19 protein-coding genes are annotated in these 22,649 nt (G+C 59.8%); 12 read left to right on the forward strand and 7 right to left on the reverse strand.

What is annotated here, in order from left to right:
- Positions 1-26: 26 nt before the first annotated feature.
- Positions 27-1,730, forward strand: coding sequence for a 2-isopropylmalate synthase (leuA, locus tag RV1423_RS05485; protein WP_034294085.1), 1,704 nt, complete (start codon positions 27-29; stop codon positions 1,728-1,730).
- A 73-nt stretch (positions 1,731-1,803) separates the two neighbouring features.
- Here leuA and egtB read toward each other — a convergent pair whose 3' ends face one another.
- Both egtB and egtD read right to left on the reverse strand, forming a co-directional pair.
- Positions 1,804-3,018 carry an ergothioneine biosynthesis protein EgtB gene (egtB, locus tag RV1423_RS05490; protein WP_081768707.1) on the reverse strand — a complete coding sequence of 405 codons (1,215 nt, stop codon included), beginning with the start codon at positions 3,016-3,018 and terminating at the stop codon, positions 1,804-1,806.
- A gap of 37 nt (positions 3,019-3,055) precedes the next feature.
- Positions 3,056-4,000 (reverse strand): L-histidine N(alpha)-methyltransferase, encoded by a 945-nt coding sequence (gene egtD / locus RV1423_RS05495; RefSeq protein ID WP_034294516.1) that lies wholly within the window; start codon positions 3,998-4,000, stop codon positions 3,056-3,058.
- Positions 4,001-4,294: 294 nt separating this feature from the next.
- On the opposite strand from egtD, the gene RV1423_RS05500 reads away from it, so the two are divergent.
- The 3 genes from RV1423_RS05500 (at position 4,295) to RV1423_RS05510 (ending at position 8,968) form a co-directional block, all read left to right on the forward strand.
- Complete coding sequence (locus RV1423_RS05500) at positions 4,295-6,115, forward strand: ABC transporter transmembrane domain-containing protein (protein ID WP_034294087.1); 1,821 nt, start codon at positions 4,295-4,297, stop codon at positions 6,113-6,115.
- Between the two features lie 143 nt (positions 6,116-6,258).
- Positions 6,259-7,374, forward strand: coding sequence for an NADPH dehydrogenase NamA (gene namA / locus RV1423_RS05505; RefSeq protein ID WP_034294089.1), 1,116 nt, complete (start codon positions 6,259-6,261; stop codon positions 7,372-7,374).
- A 160-nt stretch (positions 7,375-7,534) separates the two neighbouring features.
- Positions 7,535-8,968, forward strand: coding sequence for an NAD-dependent succinate-semialdehyde dehydrogenase (locus RV1423_RS05510; RefSeq protein ID WP_034294091.1), 1,434 nt, complete (start codon positions 7,535-7,537; stop codon positions 8,966-8,968).
- A 183-nt stretch (positions 8,969-9,151) separates the two neighbouring features.
- Here RV1423_RS05510 and RV1423_RS05515 read toward each other — a convergent pair whose 3' ends face one another.
- Positions 9,152-9,724 carry a DNA-3-methyladenine glycosylase I gene (locus tag RV1423_RS05515; RefSeq protein ID WP_034294094.1) on the reverse strand — a complete coding sequence of 191 codons (573 nt, stop codon included), beginning with the start codon at positions 9,722-9,724 and terminating at the stop codon, positions 9,152-9,154.
- Positions 9,725-9,738: 14 nt separating this feature from the next.
- Positions 9,739-10,734, reverse strand: coding sequence for a serine/threonine protein kinase (locus RV1423_RS05520; protein WP_034294517.1), 996 nt, complete (start codon positions 10,732-10,734; stop codon positions 9,739-9,741).
- A gap of 108 nt (positions 10,735-10,842) precedes the next feature.
- Here RV1423_RS05520 and RV1423_RS05525 point away from each other — a divergent pair, with 108 nt between their 5' ends.
- Positions 10,843-11,535 carry a UPF0149 family protein gene (locus RV1423_RS05525; protein WP_034294097.1) on the forward strand — a complete coding sequence of 231 codons (693 nt, stop codon included), beginning with the start codon at positions 10,843-10,845 and terminating at the stop codon, positions 11,533-11,535.
- 18 nt (positions 11,536-11,553) lie between these two features.
- Here RV1423_RS05525 and RV1423_RS05530 read toward each other — a convergent pair whose 3' ends face one another.
- On the reverse strand, positions 11,554-12,315 hold the full coding sequence (locus tag RV1423_RS05530; protein ID WP_034294100.1) for a sulfite exporter TauE/SafE family protein: 762 nt from the start codon (positions 12,313-12,315) through the stop codon (positions 11,554-11,556).
- Between the two features lie 42 nt (positions 12,316-12,357).
- Positions 12,358-12,954, reverse strand: a complete 597-nt coding sequence (orn, locus tag RV1423_RS05535) for an oligoribonuclease (protein ID WP_051516498.1) — start codon at positions 12,952-12,954, stop codon at positions 12,358-12,360.
- Positions 12,955-13,080: 126 nt separating this feature from the next.
- On the opposite strand from orn, the gene RV1423_RS05540 reads away from it, so the two are divergent.
- The 7 genes from RV1423_RS05540 to RV1423_RS05570 all read left to right on the forward strand — a co-directional run bounded on the left by RV1423_RS05540 (position 13,081) and on the right by RV1423_RS05570 (position 21,529).
- On the forward strand, positions 13,081-14,343 hold the full coding sequence (locus RV1423_RS05540; protein ID WP_034294103.1) for a M48 family metallopeptidase: 1,263 nt from the start codon (positions 13,081-13,083) through the stop codon (positions 14,341-14,343).
- A gap of 30 nt (positions 14,344-14,373) precedes the next feature.
- Positions 14,374-14,733, forward strand: a complete 360-nt coding sequence (locus RV1423_RS05545) for a 4a-hydroxytetrahydrobiopterin dehydratase (protein WP_034294107.1) — start codon at positions 14,374-14,376, stop codon at positions 14,731-14,733.
- On the forward strand, positions 14,730-15,635 hold the full coding sequence (gene rsgA / locus RV1423_RS05550) for a ribosome small subunit-dependent GTPase A (RefSeq protein ID WP_034294108.1): 906 nt from the start codon (positions 14,730-14,732) through the stop codon (positions 15,633-15,635). Before RV1423_RS05545 ends, rsgA begins: the two co-directional genes overlap by 4 nt.
- A 1,422-nt stretch (positions 15,636-17,057) precedes the next feature.
- Entirely contained in the window at positions 17,058-18,761 is a 1,704-nt protein-coding gene (gene ltrA, locus RV1423_RS05555; protein WP_231502064.1) for a group II intron reverse transcriptase/maturase, read from the forward strand.
- Positions 18,762-18,895: 134 nt separating this feature from the next.
- Positions 18,896-19,810 (forward strand): ornithine carbamoyltransferase, encoded by a 915-nt coding sequence (gene argF, locus RV1423_RS05560; protein ID WP_034294112.1) that lies wholly within the window; start codon positions 18,896-18,898, stop codon positions 19,808-19,810.
- 38 nt (positions 19,811-19,848) lie between these two features.
- Positions 19,849-21,192, forward strand: a complete 1,344-nt coding sequence (gene argG, locus RV1423_RS05565; RefSeq protein ID WP_034294114.1) for an argininosuccinate synthase — start codon at positions 19,849-19,851, stop codon at positions 21,190-21,192.
- Positions 21,193-21,214: 22 nt separating this feature from the next.
- Complete coding sequence (locus RV1423_RS05570) at positions 21,215-21,529, forward strand: pyrimidine/purine nucleoside phosphorylase (protein ID WP_034294116.1); 315 nt, start codon at positions 21,215-21,217, stop codon at positions 21,527-21,529.
- 87 nt (positions 21,530-21,616) lie between these two features.
- Here RV1423_RS05570 and murB read toward each other — a convergent pair whose 3' ends face one another.
- Positions 21,617-22,642: a UDP-N-acetylmuramate dehydrogenase gene (gene murB / locus RV1423_RS05575; RefSeq protein WP_034294119.1), complete on the reverse strand. Its 1,026-nt coding sequence runs from the start codon at positions 22,640-22,642 to the stop codon at positions 21,617-21,619.
- Positions 22,643-22,649: the final 7 nt, after the last annotated feature.

A 22,649-nucleotide genomic window follows, 5' to 3' on the forward strand; every position in this document is an offset into this window, starting at 1 on the left:
CAGTGACAAACTAAAGAGGTTTTACCATGATGTTAAGCAACCCGGCAGCAAAGTACCGCGCATTCCCGACGATTCCGCTGTCTGATCGTACCTGGCCGAATCAGTTCATTTCCAAGCCGCCGATCTGGATGAGCACCGACCTGCGCGATGGCAACCAGGCGCTGATCGAACCGATGAGCCCAGAACGCAAATTGCGTTTCTTCGAAATGCTGCTGCAAATCGGCCTGAAGGAAATCGAAGTCGGCTTCCCTTCCGCATCGCAAACCGACTTCGACTTCGTTCGCAAACTGATCGAAGAAAACCGCATTCCCGACGACGTCACCATCATCGTGCTGACACAATCGCGCGAAGAACTGATCCGCCGCACCATCGACTCGCTGCAAGGCGCCAAGCAGGCCATCGTACACTTGTACAACTCGGTGGCCCCTGCCTTCCGCAAGATCGTCTTCAACATGAGCCGCGACCAGATCAAGGAAATCGCCGTCTCCGGCACACGCCTGGTCAAGGAACTGACCGACGCCCGTCCGGAAACGCAATGGCGTTACGAATATTCGCCGGAATCCTTCAGCACCACCGAACTCGACTTCTCGCGCGAAATCTGCGACGCCGTCTGCGCAACCTGGGGCGCCACGCCGGAACGCAAGGTCATCCTGAACCTGCCCTCGACCGTCGAATGCAGCACGCCCAACGTCTACGCCGACCAGATCGAATGGATGCACCGCAACCTGCAATACCGCGCGTCGTCCATCATCTCGGTCCACCCGCATAACGATCGCGGCACTGCCGTCGCTTCCGCCGAACTGGCCGTCATGGCTGGCGCCGAGCGCGTCGAAGGCTGCCTGTTCGGCAACGGCGAACGCACCGGCAACGTCGACCTGGTGACGCTGGCGCTGAACCTGTATACCCAGGGCGTCAATCCCGGCCTTGACTTCTCCGACATCGACACCGTGCGTCAATGCGTCGAAGAGTGCAACCAGATTCCGGTCCACCCACGCCATCCTTACGTCGGCGACCTGGTCTTCACCGCCTTCTCCGGTTCGCATCAGGATGCGATCAAAAAGGGCTTCGCCAAGCAGCAAGCGGACGCGATCTGGGAAGTACCTTACCTGCCGATCGACCCGGCCGACCTGGGCCGCAGCTACGACGCCGTGATCCGCGTCAACAGCCAGTCCGGCAAGGGCGGCATGGCCTATTTGCTGGAGCAGGAATACGGCCTGGCCATGCCGCGCCGCCTGCAGATCGAATTCAGCCGCGCCATCCAGCGCGAGGCGGACGCCACCGGCAAGGAAATCGTCGCCAACGACATCTACGCCATCTTCAAGAGCGAATACCTGGACCGCACCACGCCGTACGTCTATCGCGCCCACCGCATGTCGGAAGATTCCTCGCACAAGGAATCGATCAAGATCGAAATCGACATCGAGCGCAACGGCGAAGCAGTGACCCTGCGCGGCGCCGGCAACGGTCCGATCGACGCCTTCGTCAACGCGCTGGGCCTGGACATCAAGCTGATGGATTTCCATGAACACGCCATCGGCGCCGGCGCCAACGCGCAAGCCGCCAGCTACATCGAACTGCGCCTGAACGAAGCGCCGACCGGTTTCGGCGTGGGCATCGACGCCAACATCGTCACCGCGTCCTTCAAGGCCGTCCTCAGCGCCATCAATCGCCAGATCGCAATCGACCAGAGCGCCAATCAGTCTTCTTCGCCAAAAGCGAAAGCAGCCTGAGCTAGCATCATAAAAAGAGCTGCCGGTTCATCCAACCGGCAGCTCTTTTTTGTTTACGCGGACGACGCTGCGACTACAGCGACCGCGCCAGCCGGATGCCGCTGTATTGCCAGCACGTCGCAGCCGGGAAAAAATTGCGGTAGCTCAGCCGCGAATGTCCCTGCGGCGTTGCGCCCGACGAGCCGCGCAAAACGTATTGATTGACCATGAACTTGCCGTTGTACTCGCCCACCGCTCCCGCCGGTATCTCATAACCGGGATACGGCGCATAGCTGCTCGAAGTCCATTGCCAGGCGGTGCCGAACAATTGCCGGCCCTCGTTGCCGAGGAGGCTTGCCGCGTGCTCCCATTCGGCCTCGGTCGGCAGGCGCGCGCCGGCCCAGCGCGCATAAGCGTCCGCTTCGTAGTACGACAAATGCAATACCGCCGCATGCGGATCCAGCGGCAGCATGCCGTGCAGCGTGAACTCCTGCCATCCGCCATCGGCCTGTCGATGCCAGTAAAGTGGATGCCCGACCTTGTTGGCGCAGCGCCATTCCCATCCCGCCGACAGCCAGTGCGCCGGATTCTCGTAACCGCCCTGCTCCACGAACATCAGGTATTCGATATTGCTGATCAGGCGCGAACCCAAAGCGTAAGCTTCGACGAACTGGCGGTGGCGCGGCAACTCGTTGTCGAAACAGAACCCGGTGCCGCCGCCGTGGCCGATTTCGACCACGTCGGCCTCGAAGGCATGCCACTCCAGTTCGCTCTGCACCGGCATCGCCTGCAAGGCGCGCGGCAAATAAAAAGGCTTGAGCGGATTGAGCGAAAGCAGGTGCTTGAGGTCGGTCAGGATCAGTTCCTGATGCTGCTGTTCGTGCTGCATGCCGAGTTCGAGCAAGCGCAGGCAGGCAGCGTCGCAATCGCCCGATTGCAGCAGCGCCTGCATGCGCCGGTCGACATCGGCGCGATAGTCGCGCACCTCGGCCAGCGACGGCCTCGTCAGCATGCCGCGCTGGGGGCGCGGATGCTTGTCGCCGACGCCGTCATAGTAGGAATTGAACAGCACACGGAATGCCGGATGAAACGGTCTGAAGCCGCGTTCGTATTGTTCCAGGATGAAGGTTTCAAAAAACCAACTGGTGTGCGCCAGATGCCATTTGACCGGGCTGGCGTCCGGCATCGACTGCGCGCAACAATCCTCTTCCGACAAAGGTGCGGCCAGTATCATCGAATATTCGCGCACGCGCAGGTAGTCGTCGACCACCACGGCGTTCGATATCGCCAGCGCTATTTCATTCCGCATCTTCCCTGTTCCCTTCTGCTTCGGTTCCGATGGCTTTTCACACCGGCTTGGCGTGGCACACCATGAACCACTGGTTCGGATCGAACCACATTGTGCACTGGCCGAAGCCGGCTTGCTTCAAGAGTTCGCCGAATCCTTCCGGCGTGAACTTATAACTGTTTTCGGTGTGAATGCGCTCGCCCCGGCGAAAGCGCCGCGCGCCGCCGTCGCACCATGTCACGCCGACTTCGCGCCGGGCTTGCAAATGCATTTCCACACGCTGCCGCTCGGGATTGAAAAAGCCGTAATGCTCCCAGTCGTCGAGGTTGAAGTCGGCTTCCAGCAGACGATTCACGTGCAGCAGTATGTTGCGGTTGAACGCCGCGGTGACGCCCAGCGCATCGTCGTAGGCGGCATCGAGCACCGCCTTGTCCTTGACCAGATCGACGCCCAGCAACACGCCGCCGCTCTCGCCCAGTTGCAAGCCGTGCCGCATGCGGCGCAGGAATTGCAAGGCCTCCTCCGGCGCGAAATTGCCGAGCGACGATCCGGGATAGAAAAACAGCCGGTTGTCGCGGCCGACGGTGGCCGGCAATTGCAGCGACGAGGAAAAATCCATCGCGATCTCCTGCATCGGCAGCGCGGGGAATTTCTGCCGCAAGCCACTCACCGCCTCGCGCAGGAATTCCGCCGAAATATCGATGGGCACATACTGGCGCGGGGTCAGGGCCGGGAACAGCGCGGCCGCCTTGGCGCAATTGCCGGCGCCGAGGTCGATCAGCGTCACACCGCTGCCGACTGTCGCTGCAATGTCGCCCGCATGCTGCGCGAAGATCGCCGCCTCGGTGCGCGTCGGATAATACTCCGGCAAGGCGCAAATGGCTTCGAACAGCTTGGAGCCGAGCGGGTCGTAGAAATATTTGGGAGAAATGGCGGCCACCTCCGCACTCAGGCCGGCATGCAGTTCCGCACGCATCGGGCAGACTGCCCGACCGGTACGCATGCTCTTCTTCGTTTCCTGCAACAGTCCTTGAGCCAATTTTTTCTCCTTGTCGGAACGGCGCGAATCAAACGGTGATCGGCACGGCATAGCTGCATGCAATACACTAGACCGCTTTGACGGGCCGGATAACAGATGTCAGTCGAACAAGTCTATATCCGGTGAATGCATATACTTATGCATTCTAATGACTTGTTGATGTCAATGTGGTTCACTGATCGACGAAAAATCGGATGGTCGTTACCTGCTCGCTCGCCTCCCCCCATAAAGTTGCCTCTTTCACACTAAATTATCAACATGTCATCAAGCGTCAAACCCGAACCCGCCAAAGGCAGCATCAAGACCCTGATCGGCCTGCTACCCTTCCTGCAACCCTACAAGCGGCAATTCATGCTGGCCGGCCTGGCGCTGATCGTCGCAGCCGCGGCGACGCTGGCGATCCCCTACGCGTTCCGCCAGATGATCGATCTCGGCTTCGGCAGCAGCGCCAATGCCGGCGGCATCGGCGGCGCAAGCACTGCGGTAAGCACGCTGCACATCGACCTGTATTTCCTCGCGCTGTTCGGCGTGGCCTGCATACTCGGCGTCGCCACCGCCGCGCGCTTCTACATGGTGTCCTGGCTCGGCGAACGCGTCACTGCCGATTTGCGCAGCGCGGTCTACGCGCACGTCGTCACGCAAAGCCCGCAGTTCTTCGAGACCACCAAGACCGGCGAAGTGCTGTCGCGCCTGACCACCGACACCACGCTGATCCAGACCCTGGTCGGCACCAGCATTTCGATGGCGCTGCGCAACGGCCTGCTGTTTGCGGGCGGTATGGTCATGCTGTTCATCACCAGCGTCAAATTGTCGTCGATCATCATCGTCATGCTGGCGGCGGTGGTGCTGCCTATCGTGTTTTACGGCCGGCGCGTGCGCAAGCTGTCGCGCGAATCGCAGGACCGCGTCGCCGACGCTTCGGCGCTGGCGGGCGAAATCCTCAATGCCATGCCGACCGTGCAGGCTTTCACGCATGAAGAAATCGAAGCAGGACGTTTCGGCAACTCGGTCGAACGCGCCTTCCATACCGCGATGCAACGCATCCGCGCACGCTCGGTGCTGACCATGATGGCGATCCTGCTGGTGTTCGGCGCAATCGTGTTCGTATTGTGGCTGGGCGCGCATGCCGTGGTACAGGGCAGCATGAGCGGCGGCCAGCTCGGTCAGTTCATCCTTTACGCATCGCTGGTGGCCGGTTCCATCGGCGCCTTGTCGGAAGTGTTGGGCGACACCCAGCGCGCCGCCGGCGCAACGGAGCGCCTGCTCGACCTGCTGGCGGCGCAATCGCCGGTGCAATCGGTACTTCTGCCGGAAGCGCTACCGCCGCGGACCGCCAACGGCGCCGCGCTGCAATTGGAAGACATTGTCTTCCACTACCCGTCGCGTCCCGACAGCAATGCACTGATACATCTGTCGCTCGACATCCGCCCCGGAGAAACCATCGCCATCGTCGGTCCTTCCGGGGCCGGCAAGACGACGCTGTTCCAGTTGCTGCTGCGTTTCTACGATCCACAACAGGGCAAGATCAGGCTGGACGGCGTCGACATCAAATCCCTGTCCCTGCAAACCCTGCGCGGCGCCGTCGGCATCGTGCCGCAAGACACCGTGGTCTTTTCCGAGAATGCGCTGGAAAACATTCGTTTCGGCCGCGCCGATGCCAGCGACGAGGAAGTGATTGCCGCCGCGAAGATGGCCGCCGCGCACGAGTTCATCGAGCGCCTGCCGCAAGGCTACCAATCCTTCCTCGGTGAACGCGGCGTACGCCTGTCCGGGGGCCAGCGCCAGCGCATCGCAATTGCGCGCGCATTGCTGAAGAACCCGCCGCTGCTGCTGCTCGACGAAGCCACCAGCGCGCTCGACGCCGAATCGGAACGCCTCGTGCAAATCGCCCTGGAAGCCGCCATGGTCGGCCGCACCACGCTGGTCATCGCACACCGCCTGGCTACCGTGCAGCGCGCCGACCGCATCATCGTGCTGGAACACGGCCGCATCGTCGAAACCGGCACCCACGCCTCGCTGATCGCGCAAAACGGCCTGTACGCCAGCCTGGCGGCGCTGCAGTTCAACACCGACAACTGACGGCGCTGCCCGTCGCGAAAAACGGCGGCGCCATACGCGATTCCGGAAAATAAAATAGACTTCTGGTTTTACCGAACATCCACCCGCAACCACTCGTCCCCGTCGCCATCTTCACGTATGACGCAGACAATGAGGAGTTTCCGATGAGCAGCAAATTATTTTCCCCGCTGAAGTTGCGCGAACTGACCCTGCCGAACCGCATCGTCGTTTCGCCAATGTGCCAATACTCGGCGCAGGACGGTTTCGTCAACGACTGGCATCTGGTCCACCTGGGCAGCCGCGCCGTCGGCGGTGCCGGGCTGGTGATCGTCGAAGCCGCCGGCGTACTGGCCGAAGGCCGCATCACGCCGGAAGACGTCGGCATCTGGAAAGACGATCACATCGAACCGCTGCGCCGCCTTACCCGCTTCATCGAGGCGCAAGGATCGTTCGCCGGTATCCAGTTGGCGCATGCGGGACGCAAGGCCAGCGCCTGGCGTCCATGGGCTGGCAAAGCCGGCACCGTGCCTGCCGCGGAAGGCGGCTGGGAAACCGTCGGACCGTCGGCGATCCCTTTCGACGCCACTTTCAAGGCGCCGGCAGAACTCAGCACGGAAGGCATCGCCCAACGCGTGCAAGCCTTCGCCGATGCGGCGCAACGCGCGCTCAAGGCCGGTTTCAAGGTGGTCGAAATTCATGGCGCACACGGTTACCTGCTGCATGAATTCCTGTCTCCGTTGAGCAACCGGCGCACCGATCAGTACGGCGGCTCGCTCGAAAATCGCGCGCGCTTCCTGCTCGAAGTGGTCGCCGCCGTGCGCAAGGTATGGCCGGCGGAATTACCATTGTTTGTGCGCGTGTCGGCCACCGACTGGACCGACGGCGGCCTGACGCCGGATGAAATCGTCGCCGTCTCAAGCCTGCTGCGCGACGCCGGCGTCGACCTCATGGACGTCTCCAGCGGCGGCAACGTCGCCACCGCCGTGATCCCGACCGGTCCCGGCTACCAGACCGCCTTCGCCGCGCGCGTCAAGAGCGAAGCCAAGATCGCCACCGGCACGGTCGGCATGATCACCGACGCCGCCCAGGCGGAACACGTCTTGCGCACCGGACAGGCCGACCTCGTGCTGCTGGCGCGCGAACTGCTGCGCGATCCGTACTGGCCGCTGCATGCCGCCGACGAACTGAAGGAAAACATCGCCTGGCCGCCGCAATATGTACGCGCCGCGTCGAGCAAGACGCCGCTGCGCGAGAGCGTCGATTACGGCGATCTGGACTGAGTTTGCAGCACTTTGCGCCGGCCGTCACGGTCGGCGCAATTCTTCACGGCGTGGTATAAATGACGCCTGCCATTTCATCTCCGCATCAAGCTACCGCCGGATGTGGATTCAACACCCTGCTTCGCATTCGTTCATTCACCATATCTGCAAAGAGATATCCATGTACAAAGACGTCCAACTCTTCATCAATGGCCGCTGGACCGCCAGCGTTTCCGATCGCACCATCCCGGTGATCAATCCCGCCACCGAAGAAATCATCGGCCACATCGCCCACGCCAACAAGCAAGACCTCGACGCCGCGCTGGCGTCGGCGCAAAAGGGTTTTGAAACCTGGCGCAATACCTCCGCTTTCGAGCGTTCCAAGATCATGCGCAAGGCCGCCAACATCCTGCGCGAACGCGCTGACGAAGTGGCCATGCTGATGACGCTGGAACAGGGCAAGCCGCTGGCCGAAGCCAAGATGGAAACCCTCGGCGCCGCCGACACCATCGACTGGTTCGCCGAAGAAGCACGCCGCACATACGGCCGCCTAGTCCCCGCGCGCGTACCGAACGCCTATCAAATGGTCATCAAGGAGCCGGTCGGCCCGGTCGCCGCGTTCACGCCGTGGAATTTCCCGCTCAATCAGGTGGTGCGCAAGCTGTCGGCAGCGCTGGCCGCGGGCTGCTCCATCATCGTCAAGGCGCCGGAGGAAACCCCGGCCTCGCCGGCCGAGCTGATCCGCGCCTTTGCCGACGCAGGCATTCCTGAAGGCGTGGTCAACCTTGTCTATGGCGTACCGTCGGAAATTTCCGAGTACCTGATCCCGCATCCGGTCATCAAGAAGATTTCCTTCACCGGCTCGACTCCCGTGGGCAAGCAACTGGCTGCGCTTGCCGGCCAGTACATGAAGCGGGCCACGATGGAACTGGGCGGCCACGCGCCGGCAATCGTGTTCGACGACGCCGACATCGATACCGCAGCCAAGCAACTGGCCGCCGCGAAATTCCGCAACGCCGGCCAGGTCTGCGTGGCGCCGACGCGTTTCATGGTGCAAAAGAAGGTGTTCGATGCCTTCGTCGACAAGTTCATCACCGCCGCCAGCCAGCTCAAGGTCGGCGACGGCACGGCCGCCGGCACCACCATGGGGCCGGTCGCCAACAAGCGCCGCATCCCGGCGCTGGAAGCGCTGATCAGCGACGCCGTCGACCAGGGCGCGCAACTGCGCCTGGGCGGCAAGCGCGTCGGCGACAAGGGTTATTTCTTTGAACCGACCGTGCTGACCAACGTGCCGCTGTCGGCGCGCGCCATGAACGAAGAACCGTTCGGCCCGCTGGCGCTGATCAACTCCTTCGACACACTCGACGAAGTGATCGCCGAAGCCAACCGCCTGCCGTTCGGCCTGGCAGCGTATGCCTACGCCAAGTCGGCGCAGACCAAGCATGCCTTGTCGAGCCGCGTCGAAAGCGGCATGATCACCATCAACCACTTGGGCCTCGCGCTGCCGGAAGTGCCGTTCGGCGGCATCAAGGACAGCGGCTACGGTTCCGAAGGCGGCACCGAGGCGATCGAAGCCTACGTCAACACCAAGTTCGTGTCGCAATTGGACGTGTAAGCGCCCGCGTCGCAAAAAAGCCCGCGCTCTTTGTTGAACGCGGGCTTTTTCTTGTCAGTCAATACCGCCGCCCCTACCCCATGTCTCCGTCATCCCGGCGCACGCCGTGATCCAGCGTCGTGCTGCTCCACGCGCTGCAAACGACACCAGGTTCCACGACGGGGAATATGTGAGGGCGTCGGACTATTTATGTTTCTTGCCGTGGCAATGGCAACCGACCATATGGTCATCGATCATGCCGATGCCCTGCATATAGGCGTAGATGATAGTCGAGCCGACGAACTTGAAGCCGCGCTTGGCGAGGTCTTTCGATAGCTGGTCCGACAACGGCGTCTTGGCCGGCGCTTCGCCGACGCTTTTCCATTTGTTGCGGATCGGCTTGCCGTCGACATACGCCCACAGGAAAGGATCGAGGCCGCCGACTTCGTCGCGCAGGCGCAGATAGCTTTTGGCGTTGGTAATGGTCGCAGCGACTTTCAAACGATTGCGGATGATGCCGGGGTCAAGCAGCAGCTTGGCGACCTTGGCGTCCGTATAGCGCGCGATCTTTTCCGGATTCCATTGATCGAAGGCGACGCGATAGGTCTCGCGCTTGTTGAGTACGGTTTCCCAGCTCAGGCCGGCTTGCGCGCCTTCCAGGTTGAGCATCTCGAACAGGCGCGTCTCGTCGTGGCAAGGCACGCCCCACTCTTCATCGTGGTAAGTCACGTAGCGCGGATTGTCGAGATTGACCCAGGCGCAGCGTTGCACGCTCATTGCTGTCTCACTTTTCATAAAGGCCACAAGGGCGGTTCATCCATCAGCGCGATCTGCTCGCGCAATTCCAATATTCTGTCCTGCCAATAGCGCTGCGTGTTGAACCACGGGAAGGCTTGCGGAAACGCCGGATCTTCCCAGCGCCGCGCCAGCCATGCCGAGTAATGGATCAGGCGCAGGGTGCGCAAGGCTTCGATCAGGTACAGCTCGCGCTGTTCGAATTCGCAGAAGCTTTCATACCCGGCCAGCAGATCGGACAATTGGCGCACCATGTCGCCGCGTTCGCCCGACAGCAGCATCCACAAATCCTGAATCGCGGGGCCGCTGCGGCTGTCGTCGAAGTCGACGAAATGCGGTCCGGCATCGGTCCACAAGACGTTGCCGACATGGCAATCGCCATGCAGGCGCAACTGCCTGATGTCGCCGGCGCGGTCGAAGCAGCGACGCACGCCGTCCAGCGCAAGGTTGACCGTACTCTTGTAGGAAGCCAGCACGTCCATCGGGATGAAATCGTTGGCGAGCAGATAATCGCGCGGCTCCTCGCCGAAGGTGACGATGTTCAGCGCCGGGCGGTATTCGAAAGGACGCCGCATGCCGACCGCGTGGATGCGGCCGATGAAGCGACCCAGCCATTCCAGCGTGTCGGGGTTGTCGAGCTCGGGCGCGCGGCCGCCATGACGCGCAAAGACGGCAAAGCGAAAACCCTGGAATTCCTGCAAGCTGCGGCCGTTGGCCAATTGCATGGCAGGCACCACGGGGATTTCCTGCTCGACCAGTTCGCTGACGAAGGCATGCTCTTCGAGAATCGCATCGTCTCTCCAGCGCCGCGGCCGATAAAACTTCGCCACCAGCGGCGGCCCCTCTTCCATGCCGACCTGGTAGACGCGATTCTCATAGCTGTTGAGCGCCAGCAGGCGGCCGTCGCCATACAGGCCAACGCTATCGAGTGCATCGAGCACGGTGTCCGGCGACAGCCCGGCGAAGTTGAATACGGTGGTGGAATCGGTCATGGCGGTATTGTACGTGGCCGGCGCAGGCAATGGTAATCGGCGGTAATCCTCGCCTGCGCGGCGGATTGGAATTACACTGCGGTTTTATTCGCAATACGGACGACCATCATGCAATTGGACCAACCTCTCTCCGACGAAGAGTTCGACGAACTCGACGATTTCCTGTTGTCAGACCGCTGCGCGGAAGACGCCATGACCATGGATACGCTGCACGGCTTCCTCACGGCGCTGGTGATCGGTCCGCAGGAAGTCCTGATGGCCGAGTGGCTGCCGCGGGTCTGGGGCAGCAAGCCGGAAGACACGCCCAAGTTCAAGTCGGGCAAGGAAGCCGAACGCATCAGCGGCCTGATCGCACGCACCATGAACGAAATCGCCATCACGCTGGAAGTCGCGCCCAAGGAATACGAACCGCTGTTCTGCGAACGCGAACACGAAGGCAAGAGCCTGCTCGACGGCGAAGCCTGGGCCTGGGGATTCTGGGAAGGCATCCAGTTGCGCGCCAAGGAATGGGATCCGATTTTCCATTCCAACCTGGCCGAGCTGATGCGTCCGATTTACCTGCTCGGTTCGGACGAACTGGAAGAGGAAGAAACCGCGCTGGTCGACGATCCGGTCAAGACGCACAAGCTGGCGATCGAGGTGGAATCGGCGATTCCGCATATCTACCGCTACTGGCTGCCGCATCGCAAGTCGGCGGTGAAAACGGTGCGCCGCGAAGGCCCGAAGGCCGGTCGCAATGACGACTGCCCCTGCAGCAGCGGCAAGAAGTACAAGAAATGCTGCGGCGCCGACAAATCCTGATGACGACCTGAGCGGCGTTTACATCCAGTAGGCGCCGCCCGCATCCCACAGCAGTTTGCAACCGGCGGCAAACAGGGCGGCGACGGTGATCTGGTAGAACCGCGCCTGATTCACCTTCATCAGCAATTGCAAACCCAGCCAATAGCCGACCGGCGCCAGCGGCAGCAATACCAGCGAGGTGGTCAGGTTGCGTGTGTCAAACAAACCTAGCAGCACGAACGGCACCACCTTCACCGCATTGATCACCGAGAAGAAAATCACCGAGGTGCCGACGAACACCAGCTTGTCGAGTTGCTGAGGCGCAAGGTAGATCACGAACGGCGGTCCGCCGGCGTTGGCGATGAAACTGGTGAAACCCGACAACGCGCCCCACACAGAACCTTTAGCGATGCTCGGCAGCGTCGGGACCGGCACGCGGCCGCTCCCCACCAGACGCTGCACGACAAAGCCGACCGACAGCAAACCGATCAGGCCCCGCAGCATAGCGTCGGAAGTGAAACGGAAGGTCAGCGCGCCGATGGCGATGCCGACCAGCGCCGCCGGGATCAGGATACGCAGATTGCGCATATCGCCCTTGGCACGGAAGGTCACCAGGCCCATGATGTCCATGGCGATCAGCAACGGCAACATGATTGCCGCACCCACGGCGGGCGAGGCAACCAGGGACAGGATGGGAATCGAAAGAATGCCGAGCGAGCCGCCGCCCAGCCCGGATTTGGACATACCGACGATGAGCACCGCCGGGATCGCCGCTGCATAGAACAGCGGGTCCTGGATCAATTGCGTGTTCCCGCGCTGTACGCCGGCTTCGTCACGGGACGATCATTCCTTGATGAAATGCTCGCGGTAGTACTTCAATTCTTCGATGGATTCGATGATGTCGGCCAGCGCGGTATGCTTCTGGTGCTTCTTGAAACCGCTTGCCAGCTCCGGCTTCCAGCGGCGACACAGTTCCTTGAGCGTGGACACGTCGAGGTTGCGGTAGTGGAAGAAGGTTTCCAGCTTGGGCATGCCGCGCGCCATGAAGCGGCGGTCCTGGCAGATCGAGTTGCCGCACATCGGCGACTTGCCGGCAGGCACGAAGTGCTTGAGGAAGTCGATCAGCGCCACCTCGGCATCGGCTTCGGTCACGGTCGACGACTTGACGCGTTCGATCAGGCCGGAACGACCATGCGTGCCTTTGTTCCAGGCATCCATGCCGTCCAGGGTTTCGTCGGACTGATGAATCGCAAACACCGGGCCTTCGGCCAGCACGTTGAGCTCTGGATCCGTTACCACCACGGCAACTTCGATGATGCGGTCATTGTCCGGGTCGAGACCGGTCATTTCCATGTCCAGCCAGATCAGGTTGAATTCGTTCGGCCGCGCCGGGATGGTATAAGTTGGTGTACCGGCGTTGGTCTCGGTGGCTTGTGACATAATTGTTCCTTCTACAGGTTCTGCTTAATTCGCTGCTTGAATCGGCCGCTCACCTTATTCGATTCGCCATCTTCATCGAATTATTTTGAACGGTTTTGCTGTCCGCCATTTTCGCACAGGGAAAGAATGTATTCACTCACGTTTTCGGTTTTGTTTGTTGGTTTTCTGCTGTTGACCCTGCTCGTGCGGTTCTGGCTCAGCTCGCGCCATATCCGGCATGTGCTGGCGCATCGCAGCGCGGTGCCGGCTGAATTCGCCGAAAAAATCCCGCTGGCGGCACATCAGAAAGCCGCCGATTACACCGTGGCGCGCACCAAATTCGGCATCCTGACGCTGCTGGTCAATTCCGCCGTGCTGGTCGGCTTCACCCTGCTGGGCGGCTTGCAACTGCTGTCCAGCCTGTTGCTGCAATGGCTGGACGGGCCCGGCATGGTGTACCAGTTGTGCCTGATCGGCGCCTTCGCGGTGATTTCCGGCCTGATCGACCTGCCGTTCGACTATTACCGTCAGTTCGTGCTGGAAGCCCGTTTCGGTTTCAACAAAATGACGCGCGGGCTGTTCTTCGCCGATGCGCTCAAGACCGGCCTGATCGGCGCCGCCATCGGCCTGCCGTTGCTGTGGGTGACGCTGACGCTGATGGACAAGGCAGGCAAGCTGTGGTGGTTCTACGCCTGGCTGGTGTGGAGCGGCTTCCAGTTGCTGATGCTGGTGCTGTACCCGACCGTGATCGCGCCGCTGTTCAACAAGTTCACGCCGCTTGACGACGACAGCCTGCGCGCACGCATCGAAGGTCTGATGAGCCGCGTCGGTTTCGCCTCGAAAGGCTTGTTCGTGATGGACGGCTCCAAGCGCAGCGCCCACGGGAACGCCTATTTCTCCGGCTTCGGCGCGGCCAAGCGCATCGTCTTTTTCGACACGCTGCTGGCGCGCCTGGCGCCGCACGAAATCGAAGCGGTGCTAGCGCATGAGCTGGGCCACTTCAAGCTGAAGCACATCGCCAAGCGCATCGCCGTGATGTTTGCGATTTCTCTGGCTTTCCTGGCGCTGCTCGGTTATCTCAAGGACCAGGCCTGGTTCTATACCGGCCTCGGCGTGAATCCGCTGCTGTTCGGCAGCAACGATGCGATGGCGCTGATCCTGTTCATGCTGGCGCTGCCGATTTTCACTTTCCTGCTGTCGCCGCTGTCGTCGCTGTCTTCGCGCAAGCATGAGTTCGAAGCCGACGCCTTCGCCGCCCAATACACCAACGCACAAGACCTGGTGTCGGCGCTGGTCAAGCTGTATGAAGACAACGCCTCGACGCTGACGCCGGATCCGCTGCATTCCGCGTTTTACGATTCTCATCCTCCCGCTTCGCTGCGGATAGGAAAACTGCACGCGACACACTAGGGCCTGTTAACAGGCCCTGAGGAGCACATCATGATACTGACAACCGAAACCCTGCTGGCGCAAAAAAGCCAGCACCAGGTCGCCGCGCTGACCGACAGCGAGATCGGGCAATACCTGCCGCTGGTGCCGGGCTGGACGCTGGAGCAGGCCAAACTGGTCAAATCTTTTTCGTTCCAGGATTATCACGAGACGCTGGCGTTCGTAAATGCCATCGCCTACGTCATCCACGACGAGGATCATCATCCTGAGCTGGTCGTGACCTATAACCGCTGCGTGGTGAAGTTCGACACGCACAGCGTCAATGAAGGACGCGGCGGCTTGTCGGTCAACGATTTCATCTGTGCCGCCAAGGTCGACGCCGTATTCCATCAGACGTTTTCCCGAGCATGACGGCAAAGAAAAACGATGTGGAAACAGGCACGGTCATCGCGGCGCACGGCCGCCATTATCTGTCACAAGTCGGCGCGGAAAAGCTGCAGTGCGTCACACGCGGCAAAAAGAGCGATGTGGCCGTCGGCGACCGGGTGAACCTGACGCGCACCTCGCCCAACCAGGCCGTGATCGAATCGATCGCCGAACGCAAGACGCTGTTGTATCGCTCGGACCAATACAAATCCAAACTGCTGGCGGCCAACGTCACGCAAATGTTCATTGTGGTGGCGACGGAGCCGGGATTTTCGGATGACCTGATTTCGCGTGCGCTGGTGGCGGCCGAATCAGCCGGCGTGGCGGCGCACATCGTACTCAACAAGACCGACATCGTCGCCTCGCTGCCCAGGACGCGCGAACGGTTGACTGTCTACAGCAAGCTCGGTTACCCGGTGCATGAGGTGTCGGCGCTGGCGCAGCCCGACGCCACGCGCAACGCGTTCCTGCCCTTGCTGCAAGGCCAGTCGACCATCCTGATCGGCCAGTCCGGCATGGGCAAGTCCTCGCTGATCAACCTGATCGTGCCCGACGCCGACATCGCCGTGCGCGAAATTTCGGCAGCGCTCGACACCGGCAAGCACACCACGACCTTCACGCGCCTGTACGCGATGGGCGACGACACCGCCGTCATCGACTCCCCCGGCTTCCAGGAATTCGGCTTGTACCAGCTCAGCGAAGGCATGCTGGAGCGCGCTTTCCGCGAATTCGCACCGTATCTGGGCCACTGCAAGTTCTATAACTGCCACCATCTGACCGAACCGGGTTGCGCTGTCCTGGCGGCCGTTGAAAGCGGTGAGATCGCGCCGATGCGGCATCAGTTGTATGCGCAGTTGCTGCATGAGTCGTCACAGAAACTGTATTGATGATGCCGATTGCTGCAGACGAGGAAGCCGCTCATTGATCGAGCGGCTTTTTTCATTTGAGATGAGGATCGCTGAATGATCCCTGAAAAGGAGCGCGCGCCAATAACTTATTGACAATAGCGGTCATTTAACTCACTCGAAAACATGTCCGTGCGGCAACTTCGGCGGAAGTATGTCCACTGGCGACGCGCCGCAATCGCGCATGCCGCCTCGTGCTTGGATGCGGACCGCCGAATCGCTGCTTTTGGGTATCTTTTTAAGCCGAATCCCTTATAATTGAAGCAGTTGTGCGACACGTCACTCACGTGTAGAGGGGATGGCCCTCTTAAATAACCATCTGTACCGAATCTCTTCCATGGGTCTCGGGCACCTCTTCTTAGGTGCAACCAGCTGGGGATACCAGCATCACACAAAGAGTGGGTTACCACTTACAGAGGGAGTACCAGGCTTATTTGGTACCCCAAGTAGAGAAACCATTTCTGGTCTATCTATTAACAGAACGGCACCCGAAAGGGTTTGCGCGGGTGTCGTTTTAAATCTTAGGGTTACCCCTAGGCTTTACTACGCTCCTGCTCATTCCTCCCACAAGGCGAGTTGCTGTTATGCGCATGAGCTGTGGAATTCTCGTCCATACCTCTGACAATCCCGCACGGGATCGTTAAACATGACCTAGGTCCTGTCTCTACACCGTGGTAATCAAGCTCCATATCACCTTGTCCCACCGACCACTCCCTCATCGGGGATACCGGAACGGGACCGAACGTACGACCGTTCGTTGCCTACCTGAACATGCGTGACTGGTAACAGTCAGGTGTGAAGCTTTAGGAACAATGTACTCCCGCGTAAAAACGGCGGCACCCTGACGTGAGTTGGATGCTGGACACTGCTAGCAGCATAGCGGTCGAGAGGCTAGGCAAATATTAGATGGGTAACATATGTGAACTGTCGCCTGAATCCTCGTAACGATTGATGAGCCTAAGCTGCTTTGGCTCTAACCAAAAGGTACGTAGCCGGATACTTTTGTGACTGATAAAAGTACGTCGTCTTCAGAGCTACCGGGGAATAGACAGACCCTTCCTAATTAGATACGACGCTGTCTGTCGCATCGGTGTTATGGGGAACGTGGTAAGCCCAATCTTCCGCCCCCCGCAGTTTATCGCGACGGGGCAAGCAACCCGCAAGGGACGCCCTTGGAGGAGTGGGTATGGGAGGATGGAAAAAGCGAATGCTCGGCTGTAATGGCCGGGATAGGGGTTCTAGATTTGCCCCAGTGTGAAAGCACGCTAACTTCCATCTGGTGTAATAGTCGTCAAGCACGTTGGATGACCTAGGTTTAACTTTATTTCTATCGCCCGAAGGGACGCAGTCCATCCCTTCGGGGAGAAATTGCGTCCTCAGTGGGTACAACCAATGAGGATCAGCATGAGAGTAATCAACCCTAATCAGGTCGATTCTGCGGCCTCACACGCTCCATCAGACTGGACGAACATCAACTGGCGTCTGGTCCAAAAGAACGTGAGAGTCATGCAGCATCGCCTAGCGAAGGCAACACAGGCGGGTCAATGGCGTAAAGCGAAAGCTTTGCAAAGATGGCTCACCCACTCGTTTTGTGCGAAGGCATTAGCGGTTAAACGAGTGACAGAAAACCAAGGCAAACGAACAGCGGGTGTCGACCAGAAGTTATGGGAAACACCGCAACAGAAATTTGCCGCGATTGCGACGTTAGTGAAACATCGTTACCGCCCCCTGCCATTAAGGAGGGTCTACATTCCTAAACCAAATGGCAAGCTACGCCCATTGGGCATACCGACCATGCGGGACAGGGCCATGCAAGCGCTGCATTTACTTGCTTTGGACCCCGTACTGGAAACCAACAGCGATCCGAACTCCTATGGGTTTCGGAAGAATCGCTCGACGGCGGATGCGATGAGCCAGATATTCATCTCCATGTCCAAGAAGGCTTCGGCCCAATGGGTCTTGGACGCTGATATTGAAGGCTTCTTCGACAACATTAACCACAAATGGATGCTCGACAACGTCACTATGGACAAGTCGATCCTCCACAAGTGGTTGAAGTCCGGGGTTATCGACCGGTCGCAGTTGCTTGCAACAACGTCAGGAACGCCGCAAGGGGGCATCATCAGCCCTGCTCTGGCCAACTGGACGCTGAACGGTCTGGAAGCCGATCTTTACCGCCACCTTGAGGGTAAATTCGGCGTAACCGGAACACGAAAACTGAAAGTTGGTGTCGTACGATATGCGGACGATTTCGTTATCACCGGCGTCTCGAAAGATACTCTGGAACAAGAGATCGTGCCGTGGGTAGAAACATTTCTAGCTGTTAGAGGATTGCGACTAGCCGCGGCAAAGACGAAGATCGTGCACATCAATGAAGGTTTTGACTTTCTGGGGTGGAATTTCCGGAAATACGAGGAAAAACTGCTTATCAAGCCAAGTAAGAAAAATGCGCAAGCGTTCTATGAAAAGCTCAGAAAGATCATCGGCGAAAGTTTGGGGATGAAACAAGAAGACCTTATCCGCTTGTTGAATCCTATATTACGAGGCTGGGCGCAGTATCACAGCCCCGTAGTAGCCAAACAGGCCTTCTCTCGGATGCAGTCGCTCCTGTTCTGGCGACTGATGAGATGGGCCAAACGCAGACACCCGAACAAAAACGCAGAATGGATTAGCCGGCGATATTGGCGAGCCATCGAGGGTCAAAGTTGGGTATTTGCTACTGACGTTGTCAATGCGGAGGGTAACAAGGAAACGGTACAGCTTTACTCGCTTGCGAGCACCGTTATTGAGCGACACACGAAGATCAAAGGGGCGTATCACCCCTACGATCAGGAATGGGAGTTGTACGGGGAGACCCTCCGCCAGAACCGCATGCTGAAACGCATGCGTTATCGGTCGGAATGGACTCGCTTGTACGCCGACCAAGGCGGTTTGTGTGCTTATTGCAACTTTCCGATGGATTTGGACACCGGATGGCATGACCACCATATTGTTTACCGTATGGCTGGCGGTTCCGATGCCCTTGGAAATCGCGTATTATTGCATCCTAGTTGTCATTCGCAAGTGCATAGTCTTGGTCTGACTGTTGTTAAACCGGTTCCTGCTTAGGGACTTTTATTATGCTTGAGCCGTATGCGGTGAAAATCGCACGTACGGTTCTTAGGGGGGAGGGGTCTGGCAACAGACTCTTCCTACCCTACACAACAATCGGCGGCAGGCGCCACTGGCCGCCGTTTTTATTTATGGCAATCAAACATTACCTGCAGTTTTCCGACTTTACGCTTGACGAGTACGAGTACGTGATCGAACGGTCGCGCGTCATCAAACGCAAGTTCAAGAACTACGAGCCGCACCATCCGCTGGCCGATCGCACGCTGGTCATGGTGTTCGAAAAGAACTCCACGCGCACCCGCCTGTCCTTCGAAGCCGGCATGCACCAGCTCGGCGGCGCGGCGATCTACCTCAACACCCGCGACAGCCAGCTCGGCCGCGGCGAGCCGATCGAAGACGCGGCGCAGGTGATGTCGCGCATGTGCGACGTCATCATGATCCGCACCTTCGGTCAGGAAATCATCGACCGCTTCGCCGCCTATTCCCGCGTGCCGGTCATCAACGGCCTGACCAACGAACACCATCCCTGCCAGGTGCTGGCCGACGTCTTCACCTACATCGAGCAGCGCGGCTCGATCAGGGACAAGATCGTGGCCTGGGTCGGCGACGCCAACAACATGCTGTATTCGTGGCTGCAAGCCGCCGAAGTGTTCGGCTTCCACGTCAACGTGTCGACGCCCAGGGGCTACGACATCGATCCCAAGCTGGTCTCGCATGGCAATACCCGCTATACCTTCTTCGCCAATCCGGCCGATGCCTGCCAGGACGCCGATCTGGTCACGACCGACGTCTGGACCAGCATGGGTTACGAAGACGAAAACACCGCCCGCCTGAAAGCCTTCGACGGCTGGATCGTCGACCAGGCCAAGATGGCGCGCGCCAAGAAGGACGCGCTGTTCATGCATTGCCTGCCGGCGCACCGCGGCGAGGAAGTTTCCGCCGAAGTCATCGACGGCCCGCAATCGGTCGTCTGGGAAGAAGCCGAAAACCGTCTGCACGTGCAAAAAGCCTTGCTCGAATATCTGGTGCTCGGCAAACTCAATTAACGTACATCCCCAGTTACAACAACCCAGTCAGAACCATCATGTCCAACATCCTGCAATCCGTTCCGGTCAACGAAAAAGTCGGCATCGCCTTCTCTGGCGGCCTCGATACCAGCGCTGCGCTGCACTGGATGCGCCAGAAGGGCGCCATCCCTTACGCTTACACGGCCAACCTGGGCCAGCCCGACGAGCCGGATTACAACGAAATCCCGAAGAAGGCCAAGACCTACGGCGCCGAACTGGCGCGCCTGATCGATTGCCGCGAACAACTGGTCAATGAGGGCATCGCCGCGCTGCAAAGCGGCGCCTTCCACATCTCGACCGCCGGCGTCACCTATTTCAACACCACCCCGCTCGGCCGTGCCGTCACCGGCACCATGCTGGTCGCGGCAATGCGCGAAGACAACGTCGACATCTGGGGCGACGGCAGTACCTTCAAGGGCAACGACATCGAGCGTTTCTACCGCTACGGCCTGCTGGTCAATCCCAACCTGCGTATCTACAAGCCCTGGCTCGACGATCAGTTCATCCACGAACTGGGCGGCCGCAAGGAAATGTCCGAGTTCATGATCAAGTCCGGCTTCGACTACAAGATGTCGGTGGAAAAGGCGTATTCGACCGACTCCAACATGCTGGGCGCGACACACGAAGCGAAGGACCTCGAATACCTGAACAGCGGCATCAAGATCGTCCAGCCGATCATGGGCGTGGCGTTCTGGCGCGACGACGTCGAAGTCAAGCGCGAAGAAGTCAGCGTGCGCTTCGAAGAAGGCCGTCCGGTGGCGTTGAATGGCGTGGTGTACGAGAACCTGGTCGACCTGATGATGGAAGCCAATCGCATCGGCGGCCGTCACGGCCTGGGCATGAGCGACCAGATCGAAAACCGCATCATCGAAGCCAAGAGCCGCGGCATCTATGAAGCGCCGGGCCTGGCCCTGCTGTTCATCGCCTACGAGCGCCTGATCACCGGCATCCACAACGAAGACACCATCGAGCAATACCGCGACAACGGCCGCAAACTGGGCCGCCTGCTGTATCAGGGCCGCTGGTTCGACTCGCAGGCGATCATGCTGCGCGAAACCGCGCAACGCTGGGTCGCGCGCGCCATCACCGGCGAAGTCACTATCGAGCTGCGTCGCGGCAACGACTATTCGATCCTCAACACAGAGTCGGCCAACCTGACCTATCAGCCGGAACGGCTGACCATGGAAAAAGGCGAAGGCGCGTTCTCGCCGCAAGACCGTATCGGCCAACTGACCATGCGCAACCTCGATATCAGCGATACGCGCCAGAAGCTGGCGATCTACCAAAGCACCGGCCTGCTGGCGACCAGCACCGCCGTGTCGCTGCCGCTGCTCGAAAAAGATGCGAAAGATACGAAATAAATTTCAACGACAATCACACAACATGACCACTCAATTCGACAACGTCACCGTCCTCAAGAAGGGCAATGTCTACTTCGACGGCAAGTGCGTTTCGCACACCGTGATTTTTGCCGACGGCACCAAAAAGACACTCGGCGTAATCCTGCCGTCGTCGCTGACTTTCAACACCGGCGCGCCGGAAATCATGGAAATCAACGGCGGTAGCTGCAACGTGCGCCTGAAGGGCGAAGAAACCTGGAAGACTTATGCCGCCGGCACCAGCTTCAATGTGCCGGGCAACTCGAGCTTCGATATCGAAGTCACCGCAACGCTGGACTACGTCTGCCATTTCGGCTGATCAGCCAAGCGCAATCAATAAGAAACGCGGCCGGGGAAACCTGGCCGCGTTTTTTTTGGGTATCTGCAGAATGGGTAAAATGAGGGATCAGATGAACACCGGTTCCGGCTCCAGCCTCACGCCGAATCTGGCTTGCACGTCGGCCTGGATCGCCTGCGCCAACGCCGCGATTTCCTTGCCGCTGGCACCGCCCCGGTTGACCAGCACCAGCGCCTGTTTTTCATATACGCCGGCCGCGCCCAGCGACCTGCCCTTCCAGCCGCATTGATCGATCAGCCAGCCTGCTGCGAGTTTGCAGCTCCCATCAGGCTGAGCGTAGCTCACCAGTTGCGGATGCAGCGCCAGCAGGCTGTCGCGTTGTTGCGCCGACACAATGGGATTCTTGAAGAAGCTGCCGGCGTTGCCGATCTGCGCCGGGTCGGGCAGCTTGCGCGTGCGGATCGAGATCACCGCATCGGCGACGTCGCGCGGCGACGGCGATGTGATTTGCCGCGCCGACAATTCCTGCATCACGTCGGCATAATTGATGTTGGCCTGCCACTGTTTGGGCAAGGCGAACGTCACGTCCAGCACCACGGCGCGATCGCGCAGCTCGTGCTTGAAGATGCTGTCGCGGTAGGCAAAGCGGCAAGCGGCATTGTCCAGCGTCAGCGTCTTGCCGTCGACGAAATCGAACGCGGTCAGGCTATGGAAGCGGTCCTTGACCTCGACGCCATAGGCGCCGATATTCTGGATCGGCGCGGCGCCGACGCTGCCCGGGATCAGCGACAGGTTTTCCAGGCCGCCGAGCCCGAGCTCCAGCGTCCACTGTACGAAGCGATGCCAGGTCTCGCCGGCGCCCGCCGTGACGTACACGGAAGTTTCATCTTCGCCGACAACGCGTATGCCGGCCCCGCGCATGTGCAAGACCAAGCCGGGAAAATCCTGGGTCAGCAGCAGATTGCTGCCTCCGCCGAGGATCAGGCGCGGCAACATCGACAACTCCTTGTCGTTTCTTACCGCCAGCAAGGTGTCGATGCCGTCGACCTGCAGGTAAACCGCCGCCTTGGCGTCGATGCCGAACGTATTGAGATGGCGCAGGGAGAAGTCCCGCTGTACTGGAATGGGAAACATAAGCGCA

The sequence above is a fragment of the Herbaspirillum sp. RV1423 genome, assembly GCF_000577615.1.
Taxonomy (GTDB): Bacteria; Pseudomonadota; Gammaproteobacteria; order Burkholderiales; family Burkholderiaceae_D; genus Herbaspirillum.

What these genes read in the sequence shown, in the direction of transcription:
- leuA (WP_034294085.1), top strand. Translation starts at nt 27, where the DNA reads ATGATGTTAAGCAACCCGGCAGCAAAGTACCGCGCATTCCCGACGATT.
- egtB (WP_081768707.1), bottom strand. Translation starts at nt 3,018, where the DNA reads ATGCGGAATGAAATAGCGCTGGCGATATCGAACGCCGTGGTGGTCGAC.
- egtD (WP_034294516.1), bottom strand. Translation starts at nt 4,000, where the DNA reads ATGCGTACCGGTCGGGCAGTCTGCCCGATGCGTGCGGAACTGCATGCC.
- RV1423_RS05500 (WP_034294087.1), top strand. Translation starts at nt 4,295, where the DNA reads ATGTCATCAAGCGTCAAACCCGAACCCGCCAAAGGCAGCATCAAGACC.
- namA (WP_034294089.1), top strand. Translation starts at nt 6,259, where the DNA reads ATGAGCAGCAAATTATTTTCCCCGCTGAAGTTGCGCGAACTGACCCTG.
- RV1423_RS05510 (WP_034294091.1), top strand. Translation starts at nt 7,535, where the DNA reads ATGTACAAAGACGTCCAACTCTTCATCAATGGCCGCTGGACCGCCAGC.
- RV1423_RS05515 (WP_034294094.1), bottom strand. Translation starts at nt 9,724, where the DNA reads ATGAGCGTGCAACGCTGCGCCTGGGTCAATCTCGACAATCCGCGCTAC.
- RV1423_RS05520 (WP_034294517.1), bottom strand. Translation starts at nt 10,734, where the DNA reads ATGACCGATTCCACCACCGTATTCAACTTCGCCGGGCTGTCGCCGGAC.
- RV1423_RS05525 (WP_034294097.1), top strand. Translation starts at nt 10,843, where the DNA reads ATGCAATTGGACCAACCTCTCTCCGACGAAGAGTTCGACGAACTCGAC.
- orn (WP_051516498.1), bottom strand. Translation starts at nt 12,954, where the DNA reads ATGTCACAAGCCACCGAGACCAACGCCGGTACACCAACTTATACCATC.
- RV1423_RS05540 (WP_034294103.1), top strand. Translation starts at nt 13,081, where the DNA reads ATGTATTCACTCACGTTTTCGGTTTTGTTTGTTGGTTTTCTGCTGTTG.
- RV1423_RS05545 (WP_034294107.1), top strand. Translation starts at nt 14,374, where the DNA reads ATGATACTGACAACCGAAACCCTGCTGGCGCAAAAAAGCCAGCACCAG.
- rsgA (WP_034294108.1), top strand. Translation starts at nt 14,730, where the DNA reads ATGACGGCAAAGAAAAACGATGTGGAAACAGGCACGGTCATCGCGGCG.
- ltrA (WP_231502064.1), top strand. Translation starts at nt 17,058, where the DNA reads ATGAGAGTAATCAACCCTAATCAGGTCGATTCTGCGGCCTCACACGCT.
- argF (WP_034294112.1), top strand. Translation starts at nt 18,896, where the DNA reads ATGGCAATCAAACATTACCTGCAGTTTTCCGACTTTACGCTTGACGAG.
- argG (WP_034294114.1), top strand. Translation starts at nt 19,849, where the DNA reads ATGTCCAACATCCTGCAATCCGTTCCGGTCAACGAAAAAGTCGGCATC.
- RV1423_RS05570 (WP_034294116.1), top strand. Translation starts at nt 21,215, where the DNA reads ATGACCACTCAATTCGACAACGTCACCGTCCTCAAGAAGGGCAATGTC.
- murB (WP_034294119.1), bottom strand. Translation starts at nt 22,642, where the DNA reads ATGTTTCCCATTCCAGTACAGCGGGACTTCTCCCTGCGCCATCTCAAT.